The following is a 26,741-nucleotide window of genomic DNA, read 5'->3' as shown; positions in this document are numbered from 1 at the left end:
TTTGGCTCATCTACAGGCTTGCAGCCTTACTCTTTATAAAGACGTCTGCTTTCACGCATCACCTGGATTAACTCAGGTGCGCTCAGCTTTTTCTTTAACTTCTGCTGATAGCCCACATCATAGATATAGTACTGACCATGACGATTGATCACGGTAATTTCGTCAGGCTGATAGATGGCAAACACCTTGTTATCACCCACATAATTCCATTTCTGGTCGTCCGGATGCAGCAGGTGACGACCGGCACTGTAGTCTGTCGGTGGGTTGGTACAACCAAGCACCTGAGTCATAAGGGTTGGGACCAGCCCTGCGTGAGTCGTGCGGTACTGAATATTGCCCTGTTTGCCCTCAGGCCAGTGAATAATCATAGGCACACGGACATTGGCAGGGGAGAGGTCCTGACGCGCTTCAGAGCTGTTACTGGTAAATACCTTACCCTTGATACCGGTAATTACCACCAGAGTATCTTCAGGCAAGTTATCCAGGGTCTCTGCCAGCAACTTATCGATAAAGTTAAGGGACTGACGGTACTGGTTAAACAGCACTCGCTCTGCCGGTTTCATGCCTTCCGGCGCCTTGATGGTTTCAACACCCAGAAAGCCAATTGGGGTGTCATAGTTTTCAGGGGATTTAAGATCCAACAGGGCAAACCAGGGCGCAGTTTGCGTTTGTCGCCACTGTTCAAATGCCTCGGTTAACTGAATATCTGCCCCGGCGTTGCTGTCTTTGTCGTTGGCTGTGGTCTGGGTAAAGTCCTGCATCATGGCTGCTGGCTGTACTTCGTCCAGATCGGACTGACTGATAAACAGACCCATTTCATAGCCGGATTGCTTGAATGTCTGTGTCAGCAGTGGCGAGGTAACGTTAAAGTCTACTGCGTCCTGATAGCTGCCCTGTAAGCCATAAAGCAAAGAGAACATTCCGGATGCATAGTGGTTGCCCCCACTCAGATGATGGCTGAACTGCTGATTTTGCGCAGCATACTGGGTCAGGAATGGCATGGTCTCTTTGGTCACCATGTCATATCTCAGACTATCGATGGCGATTATCAGCACATTAGGGTGCTCATCTGCACTGCATTGCAATGGTGACTTGGGGTAATGCAGTGTGGTCACATTGCTGATTTCAGCCTTTGGCTTTTGGGTTTCCAGGCCATGTCGGGCGATAAAGGTTTTCGCTGTGGCCGGATAGGACAAAGGATAAGTGTCGTCGAATCGGGTGATCTGGGTGATATCTTTGGCGTCAGCCCAGATATGGATAAGGTGGCTGGAAACAAAACAGAGTCCCACAAAGGCGACGACTTTCGGGCCCCAGTGCTTTTTCTGGATTTTGTCGATTCGTTTCCAAATGAAATTGGCTGCGGTGAGCTCAATCGCCAGTATGGCAATTGGCGTGGCGATATAAGAGGTGCCGTGCAGCAGCGCACTTAAGTCAGCCCAGGCCAGGTCGAAGGCAAAGGGGCTGAGGTGCATGCCATAGTCATCGAAGACTATGGTGTCATAAAGCAAGATACACAGGCTGGCGGTTGCCACCAGTGCCGCATAGCCCCGCAAAATTTTGGAGTAGGGCAGCAGGGTACTGATGGGAAACAGAAAAACCAGATACACCATAAAGGCAAGAAAACTGAAGTGACCTATGGTGCTGATAGCCAGATAACCCCAGCCTATGACGGAGTCGGGATAACCTATGCTGTCCAGATAACGGCTGCCTATCAACATGGCCAAAATACCATTGAAGAAAGCAAACCAGTGGCCCCAGTTCACCAAGCGGGAGATTTTGTCCCGGCTCATCTGCTTTTGTCGCTCTACCATATTGTCGCGTTGTTTCCCGAAGTTCCTGTGTATCTTACTTTTATTCTTCCCTGTTATACAGAGAGGCGTTAGTTTTTAACAGATTGCTCCAGTGCGCGGGCAAATTGGGCTGCAACATCAGCACGGGACTTGTCGCCTACTTTGGTTTCCAGCAGGTGAGACACACAGTTGCCCAGTACCATCAGGCTCAGGTCAGTCGGTGCCTGGTGTTTTTCCAGTACCATCAATAACTCAGCGATCAGGGATTCAACTTGGGTGTTAGTGTATTTTGATTGGATAGCCATATAAAAAATGATTCACAAAGGAAAGGATTAGCGGCATATAATAGCGGATTTCCTACAGTATCACTATCAAGGCTTATGAGTATTCAAATAGACCAGGCGATTATTCATGAAATCGCACAAAACAGCGACGGTCAGCTGAACTGTCGTCTGCGTCCGCAGCCTCTGCTGAACGGGGCCGCAGTTGAGGCCATGCTGGAAGAGCTGCACAGCACATACACGAGTAAAGGCGGCAAGGGCTTTGGTTTCTTTGGTGTTCATGGCGATGACGGTGAAGCCAATCCGGCGTTTTCAGAGGCGCTGAACCGCTACCGCAGCAACGAAATGGGCTTTGTTGAGTTTTCGGCCGAAGCGGGCAAATTGCTGCAGGAAGAACTGGGTAAATATGACTTCAGTCAGGGTGGTTTTCTGCTGCTGGCCAGCTACACAGCACTGGCTTCTGACTATCTGTTTGTGGCACTGCTGAACGCCAAGTCATCCATGACAGTACTGGATGATATGGAGCTGACTCAGGTGAACTCACTGGACCTGTCCAATATGCAGCTGGCTGCCCGTATCGATTTGACTGAGTGGCAACAGGACAAAGAGTCCCGCAAATATATCTCCTTTATCCGTGGCCGTGCCGGTCGTAAGGTGGCCGATTTCTTCCTGGACTTTATGGGGTGTGTTGAGGGTGTAAACCCCAAGGTTCAGAACAAAAGCCTGATGAATGCGGTAGAAGACTTTGTTGCCGGCAGCGAGCTGACCAAAGAGGAACGCCAGCAGTGTCGTGACAAGGTGTTTGAGTTCTGCTCTGAGAAATTTGACTCGGGCAATGACATCCAACTGAAAGACCTTGCTGATGAGCTGGCCGATTCAGGTATGGACTCTTTCTATGACTTTGCCACCGGCGGTGATTATGAGCTGGATGAAGAGTTTCCTGCAGACAAGTCCACACTGCGCCAACTGAAGAAGTTTTCCGGCACTGGTGGTGGGGTGACAGTGAGCTTTGACGGTGGTCATCTGGGTGAGCGTGTTATCTACGACCCTGTTTCTGACACTCTGTTGATTAAAGGCGTTCCTGCCAACCTGAAAGATCAACTGGACCGTCGCCTGAAAGGCGAGTAACTCGGTTAACCTTTAACGAAAAGCCGCTGTAGTCAGCGGCTTTTTTGTGGGCTAAATTAGAACTCCTTAATCAGGGAAAATACGAACGATAAGTAACAAAGCGAATCATAAAGGGAGGTTATATGGCCGATAGGGAGATGTCTGAACAGCAAGGCTTGGTTGTACCCCCATCAGACAGATTGAGTTTTGAACTGTTTGATCCGAAGCATAACCAAGAGCATAAGCAGGATATGTACGACCTGGATCAGGACCCTGAAGTGATGCGCTATATCACAGGGGGTAAGACCTCCAGCATGCAGATGATTGAAGAGGTATTGATGCCGAGGATGGCAAAGTACCGCAATCCTGAAAAAGGCTGGGGGATCTGGAAGGTCACCGACACCGTCTCCGGCGAATATTATGGTTGGATACTGGTGCGTCCCTGGGCGTTTTTCAGTGACAATCCTGAGCATCATAATCTTGAACTGGGCTGGCGCTTCAAGCGCTCAAGCTGGGGGAAAGGAATAGCAACCGAAGCCGCCAGGGCTGTCGCTGATGCGCTTTCCAGACAGGATGAAGTCACAACACTCTGCGCTATTGCCGAGGAAGAAAACCAGGCCTCTACCCGGATTATGGAAAAGCTGGGGATGAAGTTTATCCGCAAAGATATCGTGAAAGACCCTCTGTTTGAGGAGGAGTTGGTTATCTACGGCATATCAGTGTAACGCCTTACCCGAACAAAAAAGCCCTGCATTGCAGGGCTTTTTAGCTTGTGGCTGTTACTGACTGTCCTGTTGTTCAAGGAAGTCCTTGAATTCAGCCTCATAGAGACGGAACAGCACCAGAGTAACGGCAAAGATAATCGGGCCGTAAATCAAACCGATAAGACCGAACAGCTGCAGACCACCCAGCAAAGAGAAGAACAGCATCAGGGTATTCATGCCAGAGTCTCCCTGCATCAGCAAAGGTCTGAGGAAGTTGTCAATGGAACCCACCACTACAACACCCCATATTGCCAGGAAGGCTGCCCAGCCCCAATCGCCGGTCAGCGCCAGGTAAAGCGCCGCAGGCAACCAGATTAGCGCCGTGCCCACGAATGGAATGAAGGAGGCGAAGGCCATCATAGAGCCCCAGAACAGCCCGGGGAATCCAGCCAGCGCCATTGCAATACCACCGGCGATGCCTTGAGCGACTGCGGTCAGGAAGGATCCCAGTACCGCTGATTTGGCCACCTGCTCAATTTCATGAAATATCTGGTCTTCCTGGCTGCGGGACAGTGGCACCACATGACGCAGGGCATCAATCAGCTTGTCGTTATCCCGCAGGAAGAAAAACAGCACGAACAGCATCAGAGAGAAGTCCACCATGACCCCGGTAATATCCCCCAGGAACTGGGTACTGAGGCCGACCAGTTCGGTACTGATATTGGTGGCGGCCGTCGCTGCTTTCTGGATCAGTTCCTGTGGGTTGATACTGTCGAAGGGCAGCCATTTATCTACAAAGGCGATCAGGCTGTGAACCCAGGGGTGATGCAGCAGTTCTTTGGCTTCACCGCTGACAAGCCATTGGTAGGCGCTGTTGAAGAAAGTGAGTCCCTGATTGGCAATAGCAATAAACACTACAAACAGAGGAATAAGCACAATAAAGGTCAGCAGGGTGCAGGAGAGCACTGAGGCCATATTCGGGCTGTTTGGCATACGTTTTTGAATCAGATTGTGAACCGGCAAAAACAGCAGGGACACAATAAAGCCCAGCACAATAGAACCCAGATAGGGGGCAATCAGCAGGTAACAGGCATAGGCCGCAACAAACAGAGCAAAGATGAGGATCCAGTGTCTCGGCTCAGCTTTAAAAGGTTTGGTCACGCAATTTATCCTTGGGAATTAAATAAGCCCGAACAGAATAACTTAAGTAACATCAGTGGTCATGGCTTTACTGTGACAATAGGGTCAAAGAGTCGGCCAATGTCATAAACTGACTAGGGTCTATTGACCTTTCATGGTTGAATTTTGCTCGAGATAGACGTGTTTTAATCGCGACGCAAGGTGTGCCGCCTAGCGGGCCTAAGCAAATACCTTGCAACGCGTATAGCCGAGCCCTTCGGGCAGCGTTTGTCGTCGCTTTCTACTGCATTAACGCTCATTTATGTAGAACAACTACACCGCAATCGCGTTGCTTTTTATAAAACAACGACAAAGTGCTGCAAAAACCATCTTCAAAGGTCAACAGACCCTAACTACCAAGCTTTTTCCCGTCTCAGGTCGCCCCAATGGGAACAATGAATTAGAATAGCCGACAACTACCCCGCCGGATGTCAGCCGGGGCCGGGGACAGACATTTAATGATGCAGACTGTTTCTCTGCACTGGAGTAAAAATGCAACTCTTTGTCAATGATTTAACCGTCATAGATTTTTCCTATTTGTGCCCGATCCGCGGCATGGTTGGTGAGAGCTGGATTGTTGATGTACTGCTGGATGGCGGACTTGACGATCAGAACATGGTGCTGGATTTCGCCAAGGTGAAACGTTCCATTAAGCACACCATAGATGAGGTTTGTGATCATCGTTTGCTGGTGCCAGTACTTAATGACGCCGTAAGCCTGGAGTCCCAGGATGAGATGGTCCGGCTGGATTTTGATTCCCGCGTTGGCTCTATGCATATGTACTGCCCTGAGCAGGCGTTTGCGCTAATCGATACCCCAACCATAGATTTTGACAGTGTTAATCGTTTTTTGATTGATGCCCTGACCCATGTGTTGCCGGGCAATGTGGAGCATATCAGCCTGACATTGCGCAATGAGCAGCTGGAAACCCCTTATTACCATTACAGTCATGGCCTGAAAAAGCATGATGGTAATTGCCAGCGAATCGCCCATGGTCACCGCAGTCCAATTAAGATTTTCCGCGATTCGGCGCCAGCCCCTGAACTTGAAGCCACATGGGCAAAGCGCTGGCAGGATATTTACCTGGGTACCGCAGAAGATCAGGCCGAACTGGAGAGCCTGAATTTGTCTGCTGGCCTGAATATCAGCGCTGACAGCCATTGGGGATTTGACTACACCGCGCCTCAGGGACGTTTTCAGCTGGCGATTCCCAGAGCCGTTACTGAGATGATCCCCCATGACACTACGGTAGAGTTGTTGGCTGGATATATTTCCGGTGAGCTGGCCAAAGCGGAACCTGGCGTCGAGTTCAAGGTCATAGCCTATGAAGGTGTTGGCAAAGGGGCAATCGCCTCAGCCAAAGTGGCCGTCGCCGATTAAATTGAATTCAGGCCTTCACCATTGGGTGAGGGCCTTTTCTTTTGGGGATGTGCAGCAAGGGCTGCACGTGAATAGCTGCAGGAAACTAGAATGGATAAAAGATGGTCGATACTGGGCCTTTGTCTGCTGGCTGGTGTGTCTCAGGTCAGTGTTGCCGACACGGCAGGGATTAAGCTCCAGGGTGAGCTGAAACAGGGGGCGTTAATTCGGGCTCAGGTTGCGGCAGGCACCCAGGTATCTCTGGATGGAAAACCTTTGAATGTCAGTAAAGAGGGAAAGCTGGCCTTTGGTTTTGACAGGGATGCTACAGGTGAGCAGATCCTGCAGTTGACCCATGCCGATGGCAGCAGGGAAACAGTGAAGCTGGCGATAGGTAAGCAGGACTATCGCATTCAGCGTATTGAAGGCATTGCCAAAAAGATTATGCAGCCCAAGCCTGAAGATGTTGCCCGTGCCAAACAGGATTCTGCTCAGGTCAGGGCTGCCAGAGACACGGATTCACAGCGTCTGGACTTCAGTCAGGACTTTATCTGGCCGGTGACAGGCCGCATCAGCGGAGTTTATGGCAGCCAGCGGGTGTATAACGATGTGCCGGGCCGTCCCCATTACGGTATCGATATCGCCGCGCCCAGGGGCACCAAGGTGGTCGCGCCGGCAGACGGTGTGATCACGCTGGCGGTTCCGGATATGTTTTATTCCGGCGGCACTGTAATTATTGATCACGGTTTTGGTGTCAGCTCCACTTTCCTGCACCTGAGTAAGCTATTGGTGCCCGTGGGAACAGAGGTGAAACAGGGGGAGGTTGTGGCTGAGGTGGGCAGTACCGGTCGTTCAACAGGACCACATCTGGACTGGCGGATTAACTGGTATCAGATGCGATTGGACCCAGCCACGGTAGTGCCTTCCATGAAGAGTTACATAAAGCAGCAACAGGCTGCCAAATGAATACGTTTTAACGCGCTGTTATTTAAAATAAAAAAGCCGGCAAACATGCCGGCTTTTTTTGGTGCGGGAGATTAGTCTTTCAGCAGACCTTTGGCACGCAGCAGAGGCTCAATACCGGCTTCTTTGCCACGGAACTCTTTGTAGAGCTGCATTGGGTCCTGACTACCACCCTGAGACAGTACTGTGCTTCTGAAGGCATCAGCAGTGGCCTTGTCAAAGATGCCTTTTTCTTTAAAGGCTTCATAGGCGTCGGCACCGAGAATATCAGACCAGATATAGCTGTAATAACCGGCTGAGTATCCGCCCGAGAAGATGTGCGCGAAATAGGTGCTGCGATAGCGTGGTGCGATCTCCTCAATCAGCCCCATGTTAGCCAGGGATTCAGCTTCAAACTTGGCAGCGTCCTGTGGCTTGGTGTCTGTCAGCGTATGCCAGTCCAGATCCAGCTTGGTTGCAGCCAGGTATTCTACAGTGGCAAAGCCCTGATTGAACTTGCTGGCAGCCTGAATCTTCTTAACCAGTTCTTGTGGGATCACTTCACCGGTTTCATGGTGCTTGGCAAACTGGGCCAGTACTTCCGGCTCAGTCATCCAGTTCTCCATCACCTGAGATGGGAACTCCACATAGTCGCGGGGTACAGAAGTACCGGACTGAGAACGGTAAGTCACATCGGACATCATGCCGTGCAGGGCGTGGCCGAATTCGTGGAACAGGGTGCTGGCTTCGTCAAAGGTCAGCAGTGTTGGCTCACCTTCAGGGGCACGGGTGTAGTTAAGTACGTTAACCACGACAGGGATAACATTCTCACCGTCGACTTTTTCCTGTGAACGGTAGTCGTTCATCCAGGCGCCACCACGCTTACTGTCGCGAACAAAGTAATCACCGAAGAAGATTGCCATCAGGCTGCCGTCTTTGTCGTAGATTTCCCAGGTGCGGACATCTTCGTGGTACTTGGGCAGATCTGTGCGCTCTTTGGCTGTGATACCAAACAGCTTGTTGGCTGTGTAGAACACGCCTTCAATGGTGTTTTCCAGTGAGAAGTAAGGACGGGTGTCCTGCTCGTTAAAGGAGTACTTGGCGACACGGATCTTGTCAGCGTAATACCACCAGTCCCATGCCTGCAGTTTAAAGTCTTTGCCTTCGGCATCGATCAGCTTTTGCATTTCAGCCACTTCGGCGCGGGCCTGATCCAATGCTGCGGGCCAAACCTTGTTCAGCAGCTCATAGACATTTTCAGGCGTCTTGGCGGTGCGCTCTTCCAGCACGAAGTGAGCGTGGGTTGGGTAACCCATCAGCGCAGCTTTTTCGGCGCGCAGTGCCGCCATCTTAGCCAGGATCTCTTTGTTGTCGTTGGCATTACCATTGTTACCGCGCTCAATATAGCCATTGAACAGCTGCTCACGCAGGTCACGGTTTTCTGCGTAGGTCAGGAAAGGCGTGATAGAAGGGCGGTGAGTGGTAAAGACCCATTTGCCTTCATGACCACGCTTGGCAGCAGTTGCTGCAGCCTGGTCAATCACGTCCTGGGGCAGACCAGCCAGATTTTCTTTGTTGTCTACAACCAGTTCAAATGCATTGGTTTCAGCCAGCAGGTTGTCACCGAATTCCAGGCTCAGCTTGCCGAGCTTTTCGTTCAGGTCACGCAGTTTGGCTTTTTGCTCATCGTTCAGGTTTGCGCCGCCACGGGTGAAAGACTTGTAGGTGTCTTCCAGCAGTTTCGCCTGGGCAGTGTTCAAATCCAGCTTGTCCTGCTGATCATAAACGGCTTTAACACGCTGGAAGAGTTTGTCATTCAGCATGACATCATCACGGGCGGAAGAGAGCATTGGGCCCACTTCCTTGGAAATAGCCTGCAGATCCTCGTTGGTGTCTGCGCTGGTCAGGTTGTAAAACACGCTGGCCACTTTACCCACCAGTTGACCGCTGCGCTCAAGCGCTTCGATGGTGTTGGCAAAAGTTGGGGCTTCAGGGTTATCGGCGATCGCCTGTACTTCTTGCCTTTGAAGGGCTATCCCTTCTTTAAATGCTGGCAGGTAGTGCTCAGTTTTGATAACGGCAAAATCAGGAATGCCGTGGGTGGTGTTGTACTCTTCAAAGAATGGGTTAGCTGCAGCTACCTGAACATTCTCTGCTTGCTGCTCAGCCGCTGGCTGTTTGGTTTCGGCAGCTGCCTGAGTTTGAGGTTTTTCATCACCGCCACAGGCGCTGAGGGTAAGAGCCAGTGCCATTGCAGACACCAGTGGTTTGAGGGTTAATCCCTTCATAGTCGTTTTCCCTTGCTTGCTTCCGTATTGTTTTCTGTTGCATTGACGCCAGCTATGTTGCATTGGCTCCGCTGAAGTCATGCTTAGGTTGTGTTATTTATCACAAAATGGCATCGCAACGCCAATGAGTTCACTAAATAGCAATGAGGGAAATGTAACAAAACAAAAGGGCCGGACACGCCGACCCTGTTGATTTGAGTTGAGGAAAATCCCGGTTAGTAACCCAGAGTGGCTGAGCCGGAACGTCTTGGATCTGATTCGCCGTAAAGCCCTGATTCGGTTTTCATGATGCTCTGGGTTGAGCCGATGGCGTTTTTCACCTCGACGTTATGGCCTTTCTCTTTCAGTAATCTGATGGTGTCCGGACTCAGGCTACGCTCAACCCTGAGCTGATCCGGCAGCCACTGGTGATGCACTCTGGGCGCATTGGTGGCTTCCGCTACGTTCAGGTCAAAGTCCACAGTGCCCAGAATCATCTGCAGCGTGGTATTGATAATGCGGGAGCCCCCCGGACTGCCGGTAACCAACCAGGGCTGGTTACCTTCCAGCACTATGGTTGGACTCATTGAACTCAGCGGACGTTTGCCGCCCTCAACAGCATTGGCTTCACCACCAACCAGGCCAAAGCCGTTGGGTACGCCTGGTTTGGCTGAAAAGTCATCCATCTCGTTGTTCAGCAGGATACCGGTTCCTTCAGCAACCAGGCCCGAGCCATAGCTGAAGTTCAATGTATAGGTGTTGGAAACCGCATTGCCCCATTTGTCGACCACAGAGTAGTGGGTGGTTTGCGGGCTTTCTTTATCCAGCAGAGCGCCGGGTTTAATATCCGCGCTGGGTCTTGCTTTATCCGGGTTAATGGAGGCGGCTAGGCGCGCGGCGTAGGATTTATCTGTGAGTTTTGTCACTGGCACAGGGTAGAAGTCCGGATCGCCCAGATACTCACTGCGATCGGCATAGGCCAGCTTCATGGTTTCCGCCATCAGGTGCAGGGTTTCGGCGCTGTTATGTCCCGTTTCTGACAGCGGGAAATTTTCCAGAATATTGAGCATCTGCACGATATGGACGCCGCCGGATGATGGCGGTGGCATGGACAGCACGGTACGGCCTCTGTAAGTGCCGGACACTGGTGTGCGCTCTACTGCCTTGTAGTTCTTCATATCATCCAGAGACATGATGCCACCGGCCTGATTAACTGCGGTCACCAGTTTCTGTGCGGTTTCCCCTTCATAGAAACCTTTACTGCCCTGTTTGGCAATACGTTTTAATGACTCTGCCAATTCAGGCTGCTTAAGCAGATCGCCGGGCTGGTAGTTACTGCCATCGGCTTTGTAGAAAATACGGGCAGTACTTGGCCACTGCTGCATACGTTTACTTAAACCGGCAAGGGAACTGGCGAGATCCGGGGTGACGATGATGCCATCTTCTGCCAGCTTGATAGCCGGTGCGATCACTTCAGCCAGACTCATGGTGCCATACTTATCCAGCGCCAGCTCAAACCCTGCAACTGTGCCCGGTACTCCAACGGCCAGCCCGTGAAACTTGGACAGCCTGGGATTAACGTCACCATTTTCATCCAGAAAAATGTCTTTATGGGCTTTGGCTGGTGCCATCTCCCTGTAATCAATGGCCGTGCTAACTTCTTTGTCCGGTGAGTGATACAGCATAAAGCCACCCCCACCAATGTTGCCGGCTCTGGGCAGGGTAACAGCCAGGGCAAAGCCAACGGCTACTGCCGCATCCACTGCGTTGCCTCCCTGCTTCAGTATGTCTACCCCAACCTGAGTGGCGACCGCTTCCTGACTGGCGACCATGCCATTTTGGGCCCACTCGGGTTGAGCCGTGGCCTGATAGCTGAAGATGGCTTGATTGCCCAGGCTCAGAGGTAAGACTGATACTGAGCCGGTATTGGCGCTGGCAGCAAAGGGAATAGACAGGCTGAGCAGGCTCAACAGAGATTTACGGCCCAGGTGTTTGGGCAAGAAGTGATTGAGAGTAGGCACACAGATTCCTTATGCTTGCTTTAGTTTTGTAATATTTTTGAACAATGTGCCGCTGTCCTTTCGTAAATGCAATAGCTCGATAGAGTGGGGCAGACAGTGATGCTCATCAGGAACACAGGGAAAGGGAAAATGTCTTTCAGTATCAGACTGGTAAATTCAATGGGTGAAGTAGATGCTGAAATCTGGGATGCGCTGTTTAATTCAGGCTCAGCGGACAACCCATTTGTGAGCCATGCCTTTTTAAAATTACTTGAAGACAGTGGCAGCGTTGGCGGGCAATCCGGCTGGCTCCCCAGGCATCTGCTGGTGGAGCAAGAGGGACGGGTGCTGGCCGCTATGCCTTTGTACCTGAAATATCACTCCTATGGTGAATATATCTTCGACTGGAGTTGGGCCGAAGCCTATGAGCGTTATGGTCTGGATTACTATCCCAAGTTGGTTTCAGCCGTACCTTTTACACCGGTTTCTGGTCCGAGGATAGCTATCTCGGCTCAAGTCAGTGAGAAGATAAGTGAGGAGATAAGTGAGAAGGTAAGTGAGAAGGTAAGGGAGGACATTCAGAGTGAGGTATTTCACTTTCTCAGCCAGTGGAGCCATGAACATCAATGTTCATCCTGGCACCTCCTTTGCCACACCAGGCCCTTGTCCGGTGACTCGATATCCTGCCGTATCACCCCACAGTTTCACTGGTTTAACCGTGATAATGAAGGAAATCGCTACTCAAGCTTTGAACATTTCCTGTCGCGATTTCGCTCATCCCGCCGAAAAACACTGCGCAAAGAGCGGTTGTCCGTCACTCAGGCCGGTATTGAGTGCCGTTGGCTTTGCCCCGCACAGATGAGTGCCCGGGACTGGCAATTGATGTGGGACTGTTATCGGGTCACCTATTTAAAGCGCTCCGGGCATCAGGGCTATTTGCCCTGGGAGTTTTTCGCAGGGCTAAGTGACGCGTGCCCGGACAACACGCTTATCTTGCAGGCCAGTCGTGATGGAGAGGTGGTGGCATCGGCGCTTTACTTTAAAGACAGTACTCATCTCTATGGTCGTTATTGGGGCGCGCTGGAGGATATTCCGGGCCTGCACTTTGAGCTCTGCTATTACCAGGGAATCGAATACTGTATTGCCAATGGATTGCAAGTGTTTAATGCCGGTGCTCAGGGAGAACACAAGCTGACCCGGGGTTTTGAGCCGGTAGCCGTGCACTCATCCCACTGGATTGCCCGCGCTGAATTCAGGGATGCCGTAGCAGGCTTTTGTCAGCAGGAAGGGGAGATGACTCAACACTATCTGGATAAGGCCAAAGGGCAGCTGCCATTCAAAAATGACAGTGCCGGATAGCCAATTTTTTGCTGTCACTCATAACAGCCGCCTTAGCAAAAGCGTCAGGGCAGAAAACAGTAGCCCAAGGGTGATTGAGATGACCAGATACCAAGCGCCGAACAGGACGGAGAAATAGCGCCAGTTAATATGGTCCGGGCTATGAAACTCCTGCTGAGGATTATGTTGCCAGGCTGCATATAACATCAGCAGCGATACCATCAGCGCGAGAATGCCCGCCAACAGCCAGCACAGCCGATAGGGATGGGCCCGAACCTGACTGATGACGGAGATAGGACGGCCTGGCATGGGTTAATCTTTCAGCGCGATGGCGATATCTACCCGACTTTCATTCATAACATAAGACTCGAAGTCAGAAGTATAGGCCCGGGTGTGAGGGCAGTCCGCTTCGCTGAAGTACTGCCAGATCTGCTGCCACAGTGTAATTACTGTTTGGGGCATTTCGCCGCTGGCAGAGAACACCAGATATCTGCCCTGAGGTATCTCATGGGTAACTGAATCTTCAGCAAATGAAGAAGACAGGGATGGGCTGCCTACGATCAGGTCGTACTCACCATTTACGTCAGACTCATAGTGAGTGTATATGCCGTAAAATGTGTCACTCGGCGCCATTTGTTGTCCGGCCAGCATAAAAAACCTTTCCCAAAGCGGTTTGATGGCAGCTGTTTGGGGATTGGTTTCATTGACGTTTGTAGTGCGGGTTTTAAGCCCGGTAATAGTTAATGGTCCAAGTGACTGAACGTCCATAGTGGTTCCTGTATTTTGAGGTTTGTTGCTTTGCAATTTTTTGTCGCTTCGATGACGCAGGGCTCATATAAATGTGGTTGCCTGTCAATCAAAAACATATGGGCAGCCACCGAACTCATTGACTGAGGGATGCCATCTTCTGACATCATTGGCCCGACGCCAGCGACTGTGAAAAAACTCCATTAAACAAGGCCCTTGAGGTAATAGAATCAACAGGGTATCTCCCTCGCTGACCTTGTCGTACTCAGGATATTCGGTCGACATTCCCCAGGTGAGCCCACCTTTGCTGTCAGCATAACCCTGCCAGAAGCTCTCGATATCTGTGCCTTCACTCCAAACCGGCGCTGCAGGAGTTTCCCTGGCAGGTGTTTCGGCGCAGCCTGCAAAGCTGGTCAACATCAATAGGATAAGTATCAGTGGGAGTAAAGACTTCATTGTATGTTCCTTGTCTTGTCGAGTTCGTCATTGCCAAAGCATGAATTGACGCAGGTCGCGCTCAGGTTCTTTCCAGTATAAGCCAGTCGTTTTTAACCACCGGAACCAAGGCCTTGGATGCAGGCTAACAAGCTGACCAGCTCTTGTCTGTAGGACATTTGGCGGTTCAGCTCACCAAAAACAGGTTATAGACGGATACATGCTTGTGGACGATGCTGCATGCCCGTAACGAAAAAACCGGCCTGATGTGGCCGGTTTTTTCTGAAAAGGGTTCAACTCAGCTGATATCAGTCTTTTCCATTTCCAACTGCTGCAGGGCGATGACTGCTTGGGTGCGGTTGCGTACCCCAAGTTTTCGGAAAATTGCAGTGGCATGAGCCTTAATGGTGGCCTCAGATACACCGAGGTCATAGGCGATCTGCTTGTTGAGCAATCCCTCGGCAAACATCTGCAGTACCTTATATTGTTGCGGTGTTAACTCTGCCAGTTTGTTGGCCATCTGCTCGTGGTTGTTATCATCGATCTCAAGCAGTTCTATCCCTTCCGGGTGCCAGATATCACCATAGAGTACCGCGTGAAGAGCCTCTGCAAGGGTCTCCATTGAGGCTGATTTAGGGATAAAACCGGCACTGCCATAATGCAGGGCGCGACTTATGGTGGCGGCATCCTCATGGGCTGAAACCACAACGACAGGCAGTTCAGGGTAGTGGGCACGTAAATGGATAAGAGTGGAGTAACCGTGAGAGCCCGGCATCTGTAGATCCAACAGCACCAGATCATAGTCTGTTGCGGCATCCAGTAGTTGCTGCAGGGCGTCGGCACAGTCGGCCTCATACCAACGGGTATCGCCAAATGTGGTTGTCAGGGCCTGCCGAAGTGCGTTCCGGAACAGGGGATGATCATCGGCGATGATTATATTCAGGTTTTCCAGCTTCATGGCTTAATAGTGATTATGGTTGCACGTGAAGATGTCGACAATGTAACAGAAAAGTGACCGCCATTCCTATTGGGATTGAATAAAATCTCGGGGAATGCGATAGTTAGCAAAATTGTGATGAAGCCTTAATTGATGAAATTTACTGTTTCATAACCTTAAATTCCGGATTTGATAATTTAGGCCCATTACAGGGGTTCGACTAAAGTACTATCTCCTGCGCATAATATTTTGTTCGTTTTGGAGTGGAAAAAATGTGACCGGGCCATTGAACTAATATCACCTGAAAGTGTAATTGCCCCAGAAACCAAAGTGGGGAAACTTGAAACTGGGCATTTGCATCAATAGTGGGTGGCAGTCTGGATATGTTCAGAGCGATTGCGGTAATTCTGGCCTTGATATTTTCCAATGTTTCCGGGAGTCAGGCCTTGGCTTCTCCCCCTTCTCCGGCTTAAGAGTCGGGTAATCTCTACATTATTCTGGATACCTCTTCATCCATGAACTCCAATTTTGACAGCATCGCCGCTCCTTTTGATGCTCTGCTGGAGCAGTTTTACCGTTCAGTTCCCGCAGATGTTCAACGGATTTATGCATCCAGGAGCATATTGGTGCCTTTCCCTTCGGAGTCGGAGCAATCAATTGTTCTCGGTACAGCCTTCAGTGAACCTGCCTCGCAACTGCCCGTCGGCGGCAATGAAGAAGATGGTTTGGCCGCTATTAGTGAGTTGCTGGACAGGGGAGTGGCCAATGCTCATATACTGCTGATAACCGATGAGCCCAGGACAGAGCAGCAGCTTCTGAATTGGCGGGATGTGGCTGCAAGGGCGTTACAGCAAAGAGTGGTGATCCACACTGTAGTCGAGCGACGGGATACCTCAATTTCCTACCGAGACCGTGCTCAAGCGTCGACGAGGCTGGCCTATTTTGTTGCTGATGAAATGTCCGACAAACACAGGGTGAAGGATGCGTACAACCCACAGTCTTTGATGGTGCTGGATGTCAGCGGAGAATCTGAATCTCTGGCGGCGACAAAACGAAACCCCACCAAAGCGTTTGCTATCAGGTCAGAATATTCTCTGGTAGCGCTGGCGACAGGGGGCCATGTCTGGATGATGGAGGCATTGGTTGAGGGGCTGACGGTGTTTGTGGATGAGCTTAGCCTTGAGATTAAGGAGATACATCAACACAAGGTGCTGGCAAGTATCAGCGTTCGGGGCGAACAGGTACCTGGTGGTATCGTGACCCTGGACGCTCATCAACTGACCTATTTTGTAAAAGATATTCAGGTTGATGCCTGGTCATGGGACTTTGATTTGGATAACACTCCGGATGACTTTGGACCCGTGGTGAATTATCAACAACAGCATGCCAGAGAGACCATTTATCTGCAGTTGTTACTTGATAATGGAGAACGTGTTATTCAACCCTTGGTGCTTGGCGCTCCAGTAAATAGTGCACCCTGAATGCTCCCATATTGATGCTCTGCTGAGAGACGAAGGGGCGAAGACCGACACTTGCTCCATGCACTGTGGCGCGTAAGACTTCATCCGCGTTTTAACGTTTGCCTGTCCGCTTTTTCTGTCGGACATTTCACTCCTGTTTTGCCATCCGGTCACAAGCATGACAGACCCAATCCTGTGACTGAGCTCCATATATCAAGATCTACTGGTTAACTGCGGACTAATTAAGCAGGTGATCATCCCACCGATTGATACACTCCGACCCGCGACTTTCAGTCGCAATAAAAGATGATGGAATAAACACCTACAAAAAATATAAAAGGGGTTGGAAATGACCAACAAATTGGCCAAAGGCCTGATCGCGTCTGCTGTTCTGGCAGCATTAGCCGGTTGCAGCGAATCTGAAACCGTAATCACTCCGGCAACTTGTGCTGAAGCTGGTGAAGCCTGCACCCGCTTTACTATTCTCCACACCAATGACAACCATGGTCGCTTCTGGGAAAACAAGGACGGCGAATATGGTATGGCTGCCCGTAAAACCCTGATCGATTCCATTCGTGATGAAGCGGCGGCTCAGGGTGGCGATACTCTGCTGCTGTCCGGCGGTGACATCAATACCGGCGTACCTGAGTCAGATATGCAGGATGCTGTGCCTGACTTTATCGGTATGAACCTGATTGGTTACGACGCCATGGCGGTGGGTAACCACGAGTTTGATAACGCCCTCGATGTACTTGAGATGCAGGCAGGTTTGGCTGACTTCCCTATGCTGGCCGCCAACATTTACCTGAAAGACAGTGATGGCAAGGTAACAGACGAGCGTCTGTTTGACGCCTACCGAGTTTTTGAGGTCAATGGCCTTAAGATTGCTGTTATCGGCCTGACCACCAAGGATACAGCTCATCTGGTCAATCCTGACAATATCCAGAGCATCCACTTCGCAGATCCTCAGCAGGAGATCACCAAAGCCCTGGCTGAGATTGAAGCCAAAGAGCAGGTTGATCTGGTATTCGCGACGACGCATATGGGGCACTACGCTGACGGTAACCACGGCAGTGAAGCTCCGGGAGACGTTAAGCTGGCACGTGGTCTGAAGCAGGGAGAACTCCAGGCTATCTTTGGTGGACACTCGCAAAACCCTGTTTGTATGGAGCCGGGCACCAATGATTATGCTGAGTTCAACCCGGGAGATGACTGTACTCCGGACCAGCAAAATGGCACCTGGATCATGCAGGCCTATGAGTGGGGCAAGTATGTGGGTCGTGCTGACTTTGAATACTTTAACGGTAAGTTGCATCTTGCCAGCTATGAACTGATCCCGGTTAACCTCAAAGTTAAAAATGAAGCCGGTGATAAGGTTCTTGTGGGCGAGGCAATTACGCCTGATCCTATGGTGAAGGAAGTCCTGAGCCAGTATCAGAACAAAGGTCAGGAGCTGCTGGATGAGGTGATTTCTCACACTGATGGCTTGCTGAATGGTGAGCGCAATGTGGTACGCACTCAGCAAACCAATCTGGGCCATCTGCTGGGCACTGCCTATCGCAGTTTTGATTTGGTCAATGCTGACTTTGCCGTTATGAACTCAGGCGGCGTGCGCGCTTCGATTCAGGCCGGTGACGTAACCTACCGTGATGTACTGACAGTACAGCCATTTGGCAACTTTGTGACCAAGGCGACGATGACAGGTGCTGAAGTACAGGAGTACCTGAGTGTGGTCGCAACCAAGACAGGTGGCGGTTATGCTCAGCTGAATAATATCAGCATGGCGGTTGACTGTGATGCCCAGTCGGTGGAGATCAGCGATATTGCCGGCAAGGGATTCGACCCGGACGCCGATTACAGTTTTGCGGTGATCAGTTTCTCTGCTGCCGGTGGTGATGACTATCCGAAAATTCAGGTGATGGATACCCAGCGCACTGACGCAGATGTGCTGCGCGAATACTTTGTGAAGCACCCGAATATTCATGCTGCGGACTTTGAGCCTGTACCCGGCAAGCTGACCTACACCCTGAATGGGGCTGAGGTAAACAACTGCGCTGGTAACTAAACGGCAATGAAACTTGAAGCAGCCCCAGGGCTGCTTTTTTTATGCTATTTATTCAATCGGTTACTTGGTCACGATAAAAATATTTTGGCTTTTCTCTTGAAAGCTGATTCTGCGACCTCATCTATTATATTGAGCGAGAGGCTCAACCGACTGTGCCTTCGGGGCAGTCAATTTAGCGGGTGCGAAATGGTTCGGCCCGGGTTCTGAAACCGAAAAAGGTTTCCAACATATTGCTTTATAAAAGGATATGACTATGCGTAATTATGATTTTTCTCCACTTTTCCGTAGCGCCATTGGATTTGATCGTTTAGCACGTATCGCCGAGCATGCAGCAGCCAACAATGGTAACTCCAGCTACCCTCCATACAATATCGAACTGCTGGGCGAGAACCGCTACCGAATCACTATGGCCGTAGCCGGTTTTTCAATGGAAGAGTTGGATATCATCAGCGAAGGCGAAAAGCTGCTGATTAAAGGCGTTCGTAAAGAATCTGATACTGAACGCAAGTACCTGCATCAGGGTATTGCTGAGCGTGGTTTTGAGCGCACTTTCCAACTGGCGGACCATGTGATTGTGACCGGTGCCAATCTGGAAAATGGCCTGCTGAACATTGAGCTGGTACGTGAAATTCCTGAGGCGATGAAAGCCCGCAAAATTGAGATTGCCAGCGGCCGCATGCTGGAGTCTGAAGCTGCCGAATAAGGCGGTCATCAACTAAGAATCTAAAAAGGGAGCCATTCGGCTCCCTTTGTCGTTTTTGGATCAGCTATCAGCTTGCCTTCATGGCCTTTTCACCACGGGACAGACCCACCACTCCGGAGCGGGACACTTCCACCACCTTGGTACTTTCACCCAGATTACGGACAAAGGCATCCAGCTTTTCTGTGGTACCGGCTATCTGAATGGTGTAAAGGTTGGCAGTGACATCCACTATCTGGCCGCGGAAGATATCAGACATCCGCTTGATCTCTTCCCGCATCTCACCGCGAGCTTTGACCTTGACCAGCGCCAGCTCCCGCTCGATATGTTCGCCATCGGTAATGTTCGATACCTTGAGCACATCAATCAACTTGTGCAGTTGCTTCTCTATTTGCTCAAGCACTGAGTTGTCCGCTTCTACAGTAATATTCAGCCGTGACAGGGTGGCATCATCAGTGGGCGCCACACACAGGCTTTCAATGTTATATCCCCGCTGGGAAAACAGGCCCACAACCCGGGAAAGTGCGCCTGGCTGGTTTTCCAACAATAAACTAATAATACGACGCATCAGCTTTTCTCCGTTTTGCTCAACCACATTTCGTTCATACCACCACCGCGGATCTGCATGGGATAAACGTGCTCTGTCTCATCGACACTGATATCGACAAACACCAGTTTGTCTTTCATCTCCAGTGCCTTTTTCAGCTGTGGTTCCAGCTCATCCGGTGAACTGATGGTGATACCAACATGGCCATAGGCTTCAGCAATCTTGGCAAAGTTGGGTACTGAATCCATGTAGGAATGGGAGTGACGACCGGCATAGATAATGTCTTGCCACTGTTTCACCATTCCCAGGAAACGGTTGTTGAGGTTGATAATTTTAACCGGCGTGTCGTATTGCAGGGCCGTGGACAACTCCTGAATATTCATCTGAATAGACCCATCACCTGTCACGCACACCACGGTTTCATCGGGCAGGGCCATCTTCACGCCCATGGCGGCAGGCAGACCGAAGCCCATGGTGCCCAGACCACCCGAGTTAATCCAGCGGCGTGGCTTGTCAAAGGGGTAGTAAAGGGCAGCAAACATCTGGTGCTGGCCAACATCCGAGGTGACATAAGCATCACCATGGGTCAGCTTGTACAGCGTCTCAATCACCTGCTGTGGCTTAATGCGTTCGCCGCTGGTGTCATAGGCCAGGCTCTTGCGTTCACGCCAGCTGTCGATATCTTGCCACCACTGTTCCAGTGCATTGGGGCTTCTGTCGCTTAATCCCTGATCATTGAGCAGAGCCAGCATCTCATCCAGCACATTGTCAGCGCTGCCTACAATGGGAATATCCACAGCCACAGTTTTGGAAATGGATGAAGGGTCAATATCAATGTGAAGCACTGTGGCATTGGGACAGTACTTTTCCAGATTATTGGTGGTTCTGTCGTCAAAGCGCACGCCAATACCAAAAATAAGGTCGCTGTTGTGCATGGTCATATTGGCTTCATAACTGCCATGCATACCCAGCATGCCGACGGCATTTTTGTGGGTACCGGGGAAAGCCCCAAGCCCCATCAGGGTGGACACAACCGGGATATTGAGCTTTTCCGACAACTGTTTAATTTGTTCGCCACAGTTGGCCATAATGGCGCCGCCACCTATGTAGAGCACAGGCTGTTTGGCGTTGACCAGGGCTTTAAGACCGCGGCGGATCTGGCCTTTATGGCCGTTAACCGTCGGGTTGTAGGAGCGCATGCTGATGGACTCAGGGTATTGATACTCATACTTTTGCTGAGGACTGAGACAGTCTTTGGGCAGATCCACGACTACGGGGCCGGGACGACCGGAGGCGGCGATATAAAATGCCTTTTTGATAATCTCGGGAATATCTTTTGGATCTGTCACCAGAAAGCTGTGTTTCACCACAGGGCGGGAGATACCGATCATGTCGCATTCCTGAAAGGCGTCATTGCCAATCAGGTTGGAGGGCACCTGGCCAGACAGCACCACCATGGGAATCGAATCCATATAAGCAGTGGCGATACCGGTTATGGCATTGGTAGCGCCCGGGCCTGAGGTAACCAGCACCACGCCAACCTCGCCGGTTGCGCGTGCATAGCCATCAGCCATATGCACTGCAGCCTGCTCATGGCGCACCAGAATATGTTCAACACCGGAAGTTTCATGCAGGGCATCGTATATGTCGAGAACCGACCCGCCCGGGTAGCCGAAGATGTGTTTTACACCTTCATCGATAAGAGAGCGCACAATCATACTGGCGCCGGAAAGCATCTCCATCTGTATCTCCTTGTCATCACCGTGTTGGTAAACCAGCAATGTGTTACAACGACGGTAGTCGCCATAGCCAAAGGAATCTGTCGGTAAACAAACCCCCAGTTATCCGTGTGAACCTGTTGGCAAAAGGTATTTTGCGTCCAGGCTCTACTCGCCGCACTGAGTGCTTATGTTTTGCGCGTTGTGGGCGAAAATTAACCGTACCTTTGGGGGGATTAATTTACAAGCCGCAATTGGCAGGAAATACCTGAGTATGAAAAATATTCAGAAAGCCACAGTTTCAGTAAATTGCGTCGATTTTCTTTTCGCAGGATTTTTGACCGCAGATGACCTTCTGGGATACAAAGAAGCAAATAAAATCTTAAGGGTCACCCATGGAGCGAAAAATTCTGCTGACCGACTGCCCGGACTCCACAGGCCTGATCGCTCAGATCACCAATATCTGTTACAAGCATCAGTTGAACATCATCAACAACCGCGAGTATGTGGACCATGCCAGTGGTCAGTTTTATATGCGGACTGAACTGGAAGGTATTTTTAACGACCATACCCTGATGCTGGATCTTGACCGGGTTCTGCCCAACGGGAGCCACAGACAATTGGTTGGGGCAGAGCGTAAGCGCATTGTGGTGCTGGTGACGAAAGAGGCTCACTGTTTGGGCGATCTGCTGATTAAAACCTTTGATGGCAGCCTGAACGTGGAGATTGCTGCTGTGGTGGGTAACTATCCGGATCTCGGTGAGTTGACCGAAAAGTTTGGTATTCCCTATGTGACGGTATCCCACGAAAATATGAGCCGTGATGAACATGAACTGGCGATTGCCGAGGTGGTGGACGGCTTCGAACCTGACTATCTGGTGCTGGCCAAGTTTATGCGGATTTTAACCCCCGCATTTGTGAGCCGTTATGCCAGCCGTATCATCAATATTCACCATAGCTTTTTACCGGCATTTATAGGTGCCAACCCATACCGACAGGCGTTTGAGCGTGGTGTGAAGATTATCGGTGCCACCGCCCATTTTGTGACTGATGATTTGGATGAAGGTCCGATTATCCATCAGCAGGTGATCCCGGTGGACCATAACTTCAGTGCTACAGATATGGCCCGGGCCGGGCGGGATGTTGAGAAAACCGTGCTTTCCAAAGCCCTTAATTTGGTATTGGAAGATAGGGTATTTGTTTATGGCAACAGAACCGTGATCCTGTAATAAGCGCTTTTATGCTGATACTTTTTGCAGATACTGCCTGATATCGCTGTTCAGTGTGAGTTTATCTATCTCGCTCAATCTGGTCCTGAACTCAGTCATATCATCCAGCGGCATACGTTTGGCCAGCCGCTCTTTTAATGCGGATTTCATGCCTGCTAAATCCGATGCTTGCCGGTACGCCATTATCTGGTACTGGAGTAACAGATCCTGTTGGGCATGGCTGCCCCCCAGTGCCAATTGATCATATCTTAGTGGCGCCATCCGCTTTGCCGCATTGGATGATTGCCCCGAGTGGAATTCAGTAATGGCTCTGGTCAACTGAGCTGTTAGCCAGGGCTTGCTGGTTGATGGGCTGAGTCGCTGTTCCAGGTCATCGTTCAGCTGCCCGAGTCGGCCAAACTCACCATTGCGGGCGAGGACGATAGCGGAGTGAAGTTCTGTAAACCCATAGAGATAGTCACCATGGGCCTTAATCACGGCATCAGCCATTTGGGCCCACTGGGTTTCCGTATTGACGCCGAGGAAATTGAGACGAGTCAGCAGTGATGCGGCGTTCTGGATATCCAGATAGAAGTCTGAATGCTGTGGGTAGATTTGATCATCGAACAGAGACAATACCTGATCAATATCGCCGGACTCCAGGTGAAACAGTGCAAGGTGCCACCATAGGTGCCCCACAAAAGCGTTGTGCTGATGAAACTGCTTACTTTTGGGCTGGAGCCATGTAATTCCTTCCCGGTTGCGCCCCTGCATTTCCAGCACATGGGCAACGGCATGCACTGCCCACATATCTGACGGGTTCAATTCAACGGCTTCACGGGCATACTCTTCGGCTCTGGCGTACTGCCCGATTTCCTCCAGGGCAAAACCCAATGGTCCGATAAAAAAACCATACTGTGGCGTGTCTTTGCCCCAGGCTGGCATTAATCTGGCGCAGAGATCTGCGAGCCTGCGCCTTTGTCCCAACCAGAACAGATTCAGACTCATCTGCCTGAACGCCACCAGATCAAGAGGCCACAGCGCCAGCAGACTGTCCCAGATTTCAATCGCCTGCTTGAGATTACCTTTTGCCAGAGATGAAACCGCATCTATGTGCATCTGCTCCCGCCTGGTGACTGTGTCATAACGTTCACAGAGATCTGCGGCGATGATGGCTACCCTGGGCAGAGTGGAAAACCTGCCTTCAGAAGCCATGCCGTAGCCCAGAATCACGCCGGGCATAACGGATTCGGGATAGCCATCGATAAGAGGTTGCAGATAAGAGGCTATGTTTGGCCTGTAGTCGAAAAGCGCCTGAATCATAGCGTCATATTTTGACACGCCATCAACATCCATGCCTGTAAGGGCCAGGCCTCTTATATCCGTTTCCATTTGCATCCTCACTTATATTGCTTTGTCCGGGTTATTCTTTGCTGATCATATTCACGCCAGGGTCAGTGACAGGGTGATCTCTGTACCGGCAAATAGCCTTGAAACAGGACACCTTTGTTTGGCTGTCGCACCATGAATTTGCAGAACATCATCTGTCAGACCATCGGCAGACACTGAGGAAAGGAGTTCAATTTTGGTGATTTTGGGACCATCGTCTTCACCAAGGTGAACTTTTGCCGTGGTGGTTATCGTGGGGACAAACCCTTGTTCAGAAAGCAATGCTGACAGGAACATAGAAAAACAGCCTGAGTGGGCAGCGCCTAAAAGCTGTTCAGGGTTGGTACCCGGGCCATGTTCAAAACGTGAGGCGAACGTAAACGGGCCTGTGACGTCACCATATTGCATCACACCTTTACCTTGTTTAAGAGTACCTTCCCACTTCGATTGTGCTTGTTGTACTGGCATATTGTGCTCCTTGGTTTCGGGGTTGCTAATGACAAATCTCTCATCAAGCTGATTCAGATAAAACCGCTGAGTACCCGGTCGGGCAAAGGCTTGTTTTACTGGCTTGAGCGTTATTGATGACCTAGAATAGCCAGCCTTAAAGTCTGTGACGAAGCAGAATAAATTGATTCCCGAAATAGGTTTTCTATCTTGGGGGCAGGAGCGCGAGCTGTTTGACTTGAAGCTGCTGCCAGCGAACTGTATGAGAATATGACTGGTATAAAGAGCCTATGATGGACTTCACTCAAATCAATAAAGACAGTGCCAGGTCGTTTAATGAGCAGAAGAATCTGATTAAACGTATGGGTAAGGGACAAAGGGTGAGCTGCCCTGAATGTGGTCAGTCACTGCAATTGAGAGTGCCCGGTAAGCAGCAGGCTGCTGAAGAGAACAAATCGGGAGAGCAGAAGTACGGCATATACTGCCCGAAGAAGTGCACGGATATTGAACTGGAATTTGAAGCCTGATGCTTTAAAGCTCAAGCTCTTTGGGTAGCAGAACAAAGCCTGACTGAGTCAGGCTTTTTTTGTGTCTTTCAGGGTAATACCAATCCGCATAGGAGTTTAGTCACTCAGCGAGAATTTAAAGGCGTGGAGACAATCGGAGCGAGCGAAGACCTATCGGGATAAATCAAGAGAGCTCTGAGCAGTATGCGCGCCTTTAAAACTCGCCCTTCGGGAGCCTGTCAGCCACACGATTACTGCTCCAAATTGTCTAGTCATAGAACCACTATGTCGTCACCAATTTGGATTGTACTCGAATGGCTGACATGGCTCTGATGAGATCAATCTTCTATGCGGATTGGTATATTATTTACCTGGCGGGATTATGCTTGCTGTATCCAAGGAAATAACAGCTTAGTACCAGTAATTGGGTTGTCATCATCATGGCTGCGAATGGCATTGCATTGGTACTGTGAAACGCCGCCAGAATCGGCCCCGCCAGCGCACCACCGCCAAACTTAAGGGTGCTCATTACCGCTGTAGCTGTACCGGTTTCTTCACTGAACTGCATCAGAATCAAGGCATCTGCATTAACCGAGGCCACAGCGCCTGCGCCAATCAGGCTGGCCACCAGTATCATCTGCAGCCAGATATGCCAGGATTGCCAGGCACTGAACAGCAGTAATATCGCCAGGCTGCAGGCGAGCATTGAAGCGAGTTTCAAAATGCATTTGGAACCCAGCCGTGATACCAATCGTGTGTTGATAAGGTTAGCCAGCATAAGTGCGCCAACATTGCAGCCGAAAATAATTGCAAAGGTGCTGCTACTCAGCCCAAATACTTCCATGTAGAGCATGGGAGCGCCGGTGAGATAAGTGAAAAACGCAAAGGATGTCAGCATACTGGCGCCGATCTTAGGGCCAATATGCTCTCTGCCAAATACTCTTTTATAGCGGCCAAAGAAGCTTACTGGTGCCTGGTTGGGATCCCTGTGAGGTTCCGCTGGCATACGCACCAACCAGCTCATTGATATCAGAATAGCCGCATAAACCGTGAGCAGCACAAAAATACCCTGCCAGTGCCACAGGTGCATAATGCCGCTGCCTAGCGTTGGCGCAATTAACGGCGCGAGCATCATAATCAGGGACACATAGGACATCCCTTTGGCGGTCTCCTGCCCATAAAGCTGACGCACATAACCTGGCACCACCACAGTGGCTGCCGAGCCAAAGAATGCCTGAACAGCGCGGGCAACCAAAAAGCTGCCGATATCCGGAGCCATAGCCAATGCGGCGCTGGCCAGCATAAAACCTGTCAGTCCCACGCGCATCATTACTCTGCGGCCCAGCTTGTCGGCTAATGGACCAAACAGCAGCATACCCGCCGCATACCCCGCCAGATAGACACTCATAGACTGCTGTACTAAAGGCAGCTCAGTCTGAAATGCCGCTGCAATGTTGGACATGGCGGGCAGGTACATATCAATTGCCAGAGGACTAATGGCGATAACGGCTGCCAGCATGGGCAGCAGAATTTTCAAACTGGCGTGGGGCGAAGCTGGAACAGCGCTTGAGTTCAATTTATATCCCTGGGAGGTTAGGGGAGTGGCGCTATGGTA

24 protein-coding genes are annotated in these 26,741 nt (G+C 50.7%); 10 read left to right on the top strand and 14 right to left on the bottom strand.

Going from position 1 to position 26,741, the window contains the following annotated elements; all coding sequences use genetic code 11:
- Positions 1–26 precede the first annotated feature (26 nt).
- On the bottom strand, positions 27–1,811 hold the full coding sequence (locus L2725_RS10885) for a DUF3413 domain-containing protein (protein WP_249248982.1): 1,785 nt from the start codon (positions 1,809–1,811) through the stop codon (positions 27–29).
- A 68-nt stretch (positions 1,812–1,879) separates the two neighbouring features.
- On the bottom strand, positions 1,880–2,095 hold the full coding sequence (locus L2725_RS10880; RefSeq protein ID WP_115138505.1) for a YejL family protein: 216 nt from the start codon (positions 2,093–2,095) through the stop codon (positions 1,880–1,882).
- Positions 2,096–2,170: 75 nt separating this feature from the next.
- Here L2725_RS10880 and yejK point away from each other — a divergent pair, with 75 nt between their 5' ends.
- Together yejK and L2725_RS10870 are read left to right on the top strand one after the other, a co-directional pair.
- Positions 2,171–3,199, top strand: a complete 1,029-nt coding sequence (gene yejK, locus L2725_RS10875) for a nucleoid-associated protein YejK (RefSeq protein WP_115138504.1) — start codon at positions 2,171–2,173, stop codon at positions 3,197–3,199.
- A 122-nt stretch (positions 3,200–3,321) separates the two neighbouring features.
- Positions 3,322–3,903, top strand: a complete 582-nt coding sequence (locus L2725_RS10870; RefSeq protein WP_249248981.1) for a GNAT family N-acetyltransferase — start codon at positions 3,322–3,324, stop codon at positions 3,901–3,903.
- A gap of 54 nt (positions 3,904–3,957) precedes the next feature.
- On the opposite strand, the gene L2725_RS10865 is transcribed toward L2725_RS10870, so the two are convergent.
- Positions 3,958–5,043 carry an AI-2E family transporter gene (locus L2725_RS10865; RefSeq protein ID WP_115138503.1) on the bottom strand — a complete coding sequence of 362 codons (1,086 nt, stop codon included), beginning with the start codon at positions 5,041–5,043 and terminating at the stop codon, positions 3,958–3,960.
- A gap of 510 nt (positions 5,044–5,553) precedes the next feature.
- Between L2725_RS10865 and L2725_RS10855 the strand changes: the two genes are divergently transcribed.
- Both L2725_RS10855 and L2725_RS10850 read left to right on the top strand, forming a co-directional pair.
- Positions 5,554–6,441: a 6-carboxytetrahydropterin synthase gene (locus L2725_RS10855; RefSeq protein WP_249248979.1), complete on the top strand. Its 888-nt coding sequence runs from the start codon at positions 5,554–5,556 to the stop codon at positions 6,439–6,441.
- A 90-nt stretch (positions 6,442–6,531) separates the two neighbouring features.
- The gene (locus L2725_RS10850; protein ID WP_249248978.1) at positions 6,532–7,386 is read left to right on the top strand and encodes a M23 family metallopeptidase; all 855 of its coding nucleotides are present in this window, start codon (positions 6,532–6,534) and stop codon (positions 7,384–7,386) included.
- Positions 7,387–7,457: 71 nt separating this feature from the next.
- Here the strand turns inward: L2725_RS10850 and L2725_RS10845 are convergent, their stop codons facing one another.
- Both L2725_RS10845 and ggt read right to left on the bottom strand, forming a co-directional pair.
- Positions 7,458–9,614 (bottom strand): M3 family metallopeptidase, encoded by a 2,157-nt coding sequence (locus L2725_RS10845; RefSeq protein ID WP_428985285.1) that lies wholly within the window; start codon positions 9,612–9,614, stop codon positions 7,458–7,460.
- 251 nt (positions 9,615–9,865) lie between these two features.
- Positions 9,866–11,650, bottom strand: a complete 1,785-nt coding sequence (gene ggt, locus L2725_RS10840; protein ID WP_249248976.1) for a gamma-glutamyltransferase — start codon at positions 11,648–11,650, stop codon at positions 9,866–9,868.
- A 129-nt stretch (positions 11,651–11,779) separates the two neighbouring features.
- Between ggt and L2725_RS10835 the strand changes: the two genes are divergently transcribed.
- Positions 11,780–12,988 carry a GNAT family N-acetyltransferase gene (locus L2725_RS10835; protein WP_249248975.1) on the top strand — a complete coding sequence of 403 codons (1,209 nt, stop codon included), beginning with the start codon at positions 11,780–11,782 and terminating at the stop codon, positions 12,986–12,988.
- An 18-nt stretch (positions 12,989–13,006) separates the two neighbouring features.
- On the opposite strand, the gene L2725_RS10830 is transcribed toward L2725_RS10835, so the two are convergent.
- From L2725_RS10830 to L2725_RS10815, 4 genes are all read right to left on the bottom strand, one after another.
- Complete coding sequence (locus L2725_RS10830) at positions 13,007–13,276, bottom strand: hypothetical protein (RefSeq protein WP_249248974.1); 270 nt, start codon at positions 13,274–13,276, stop codon at positions 13,007–13,009.
- Between the two features lie 3 nt (positions 13,277–13,279).
- On the bottom strand, positions 13,280–13,735 hold the full coding sequence (locus tag L2725_RS10825; protein ID WP_249248973.1) for a GyrI-like domain-containing protein: 456 nt from the start codon (positions 13,733–13,735) through the stop codon (positions 13,280–13,282).
- Between the two features lie 84 nt (positions 13,736–13,819).
- Positions 13,820–14,170 (bottom strand): hypothetical protein, encoded by a 351-nt coding sequence (locus L2725_RS10820; RefSeq protein ID WP_249248972.1) that lies wholly within the window; start codon positions 14,168–14,170, stop codon positions 13,820–13,822.
- A gap of 277 nt (positions 14,171–14,447) precedes the next feature.
- Positions 14,448–15,107, bottom strand: a complete 660-nt coding sequence (locus L2725_RS10815; RefSeq protein WP_115139016.1) for a response regulator transcription factor — start codon at positions 15,105–15,107, stop codon at positions 14,448–14,450.
- A gap of 494 nt (positions 15,108–15,601) precedes the next feature.
- On the opposite strand from L2725_RS10815, the gene L2725_RS10810 reads away from it, so the two are divergent.
- The 3 genes from L2725_RS10810 (at position 15,602) to L2725_RS10800 (ending at position 19,314) form a co-directional block, all read left to right on the top strand.
- Entirely contained in the window at positions 15,602–16,567 is a 966-nt protein-coding gene (locus tag L2725_RS10810; protein ID WP_249248971.1) for a hypothetical protein, read from the top strand.
- A gap of 328 nt (positions 16,568–16,895) precedes the next feature.
- Positions 16,896–18,611, top strand: coding sequence for a bifunctional UDP-sugar hydrolase/5'-nucleotidase UshA (gene ushA, locus L2725_RS10805; protein ID WP_249248970.1), 1,716 nt, complete (start codon positions 16,896–16,898; stop codon positions 18,609–18,611).
- A 253-nt stretch (positions 18,612–18,864) separates the two neighbouring features.
- Entirely contained in the window at positions 18,865–19,314 is a 450-nt protein-coding gene (locus tag L2725_RS10800; RefSeq protein WP_115139013.1) for an Hsp20 family protein, read from the top strand.
- 67 nt (positions 19,315–19,381) lie between these two features.
- Here L2725_RS10800 and ilvN read toward each other — a convergent pair whose 3' ends face one another.
- Positions 19,382–19,879, bottom strand: a complete 498-nt coding sequence (gene ilvN, locus L2725_RS10795) for an acetolactate synthase small subunit (protein ID WP_115139012.1) — start codon at positions 19,877–19,879, stop codon at positions 19,382–19,384.
- Positions 19,879–21,600, bottom strand: coding sequence for an acetolactate synthase 3 large subunit (locus L2725_RS10790; RefSeq protein WP_249248969.1), 1,722 nt, complete (start codon positions 21,598–21,600; stop codon positions 19,879–19,881). The genes ilvN and L2725_RS10790 overlap by 1 nt, the downstream gene beginning before the upstream one ends.
- Before the next feature lie 371 nt (positions 21,601–21,971).
- Between L2725_RS10790 and purU the strand changes: the two genes are divergently transcribed.
- A complete protein-coding gene (purU, locus tag L2725_RS10785) occupies positions 21,972–22,805 on the top strand; it encodes a formyltetrahydrofolate deformylase (RefSeq protein WP_249248968.1) in 834 nt (277 codons plus the stop codon).
- Between the two features lie 9 nt (positions 22,806–22,814).
- Here purU and L2725_RS10780 read toward each other — a convergent pair whose 3' ends face one another.
- Positions 22,815–24,176: a tetratricopeptide repeat protein gene (locus L2725_RS10780; RefSeq protein WP_249248967.1), complete on the bottom strand. Its 1,362-nt coding sequence runs from the start codon at positions 24,174–24,176 to the stop codon at positions 22,815–22,817.
- 51 nt (positions 24,177–24,227) lie between these two features.
- Positions 24,228–24,641: an OsmC family peroxiredoxin gene (locus L2725_RS10775; RefSeq protein ID WP_249248966.1), complete on the bottom strand. Its 414-nt coding sequence runs from the start codon at positions 24,639–24,641 to the stop codon at positions 24,228–24,230.
- Between the two features lie 272 nt (positions 24,642–24,913).
- Here L2725_RS10775 and L2725_RS10770 point away from each other — a divergent pair, with 272 nt between their 5' ends.
- The gene (locus tag L2725_RS10770) at positions 24,914–25,147 is read left to right on the top strand and encodes a hypothetical protein (protein ID WP_248935701.1); all 234 of its coding nucleotides are present in this window, start codon (positions 24,914–24,916) and stop codon (positions 25,145–25,147) included.
- A 346-nt stretch (positions 25,148–25,493) separates the two neighbouring features.
- Here L2725_RS10770 and L2725_RS10765 read toward each other — a convergent pair whose 3' ends face one another.
- Entirely contained in the window at positions 25,494–26,702 is a 1,209-nt protein-coding gene (locus L2725_RS10765; protein WP_283164270.1) for a multidrug effflux MFS transporter, read from the bottom strand.
- Between the last annotated feature and the right edge of the window lie 39 nt (positions 26,703–26,741).

Origin of the sequence: Shewanella corallii (assembly GCF_023349125.1) — a bacterium.
Lineage (GTDB): Bacteria > Pseudomonadota > Gammaproteobacteria > Enterobacterales > Shewanellaceae > Shewanella > Shewanella corallii.
Note: the sequence above shows the minus strand (reverse complement) of the source record. Positions and strands in the feature narration are given on the sequence as shown.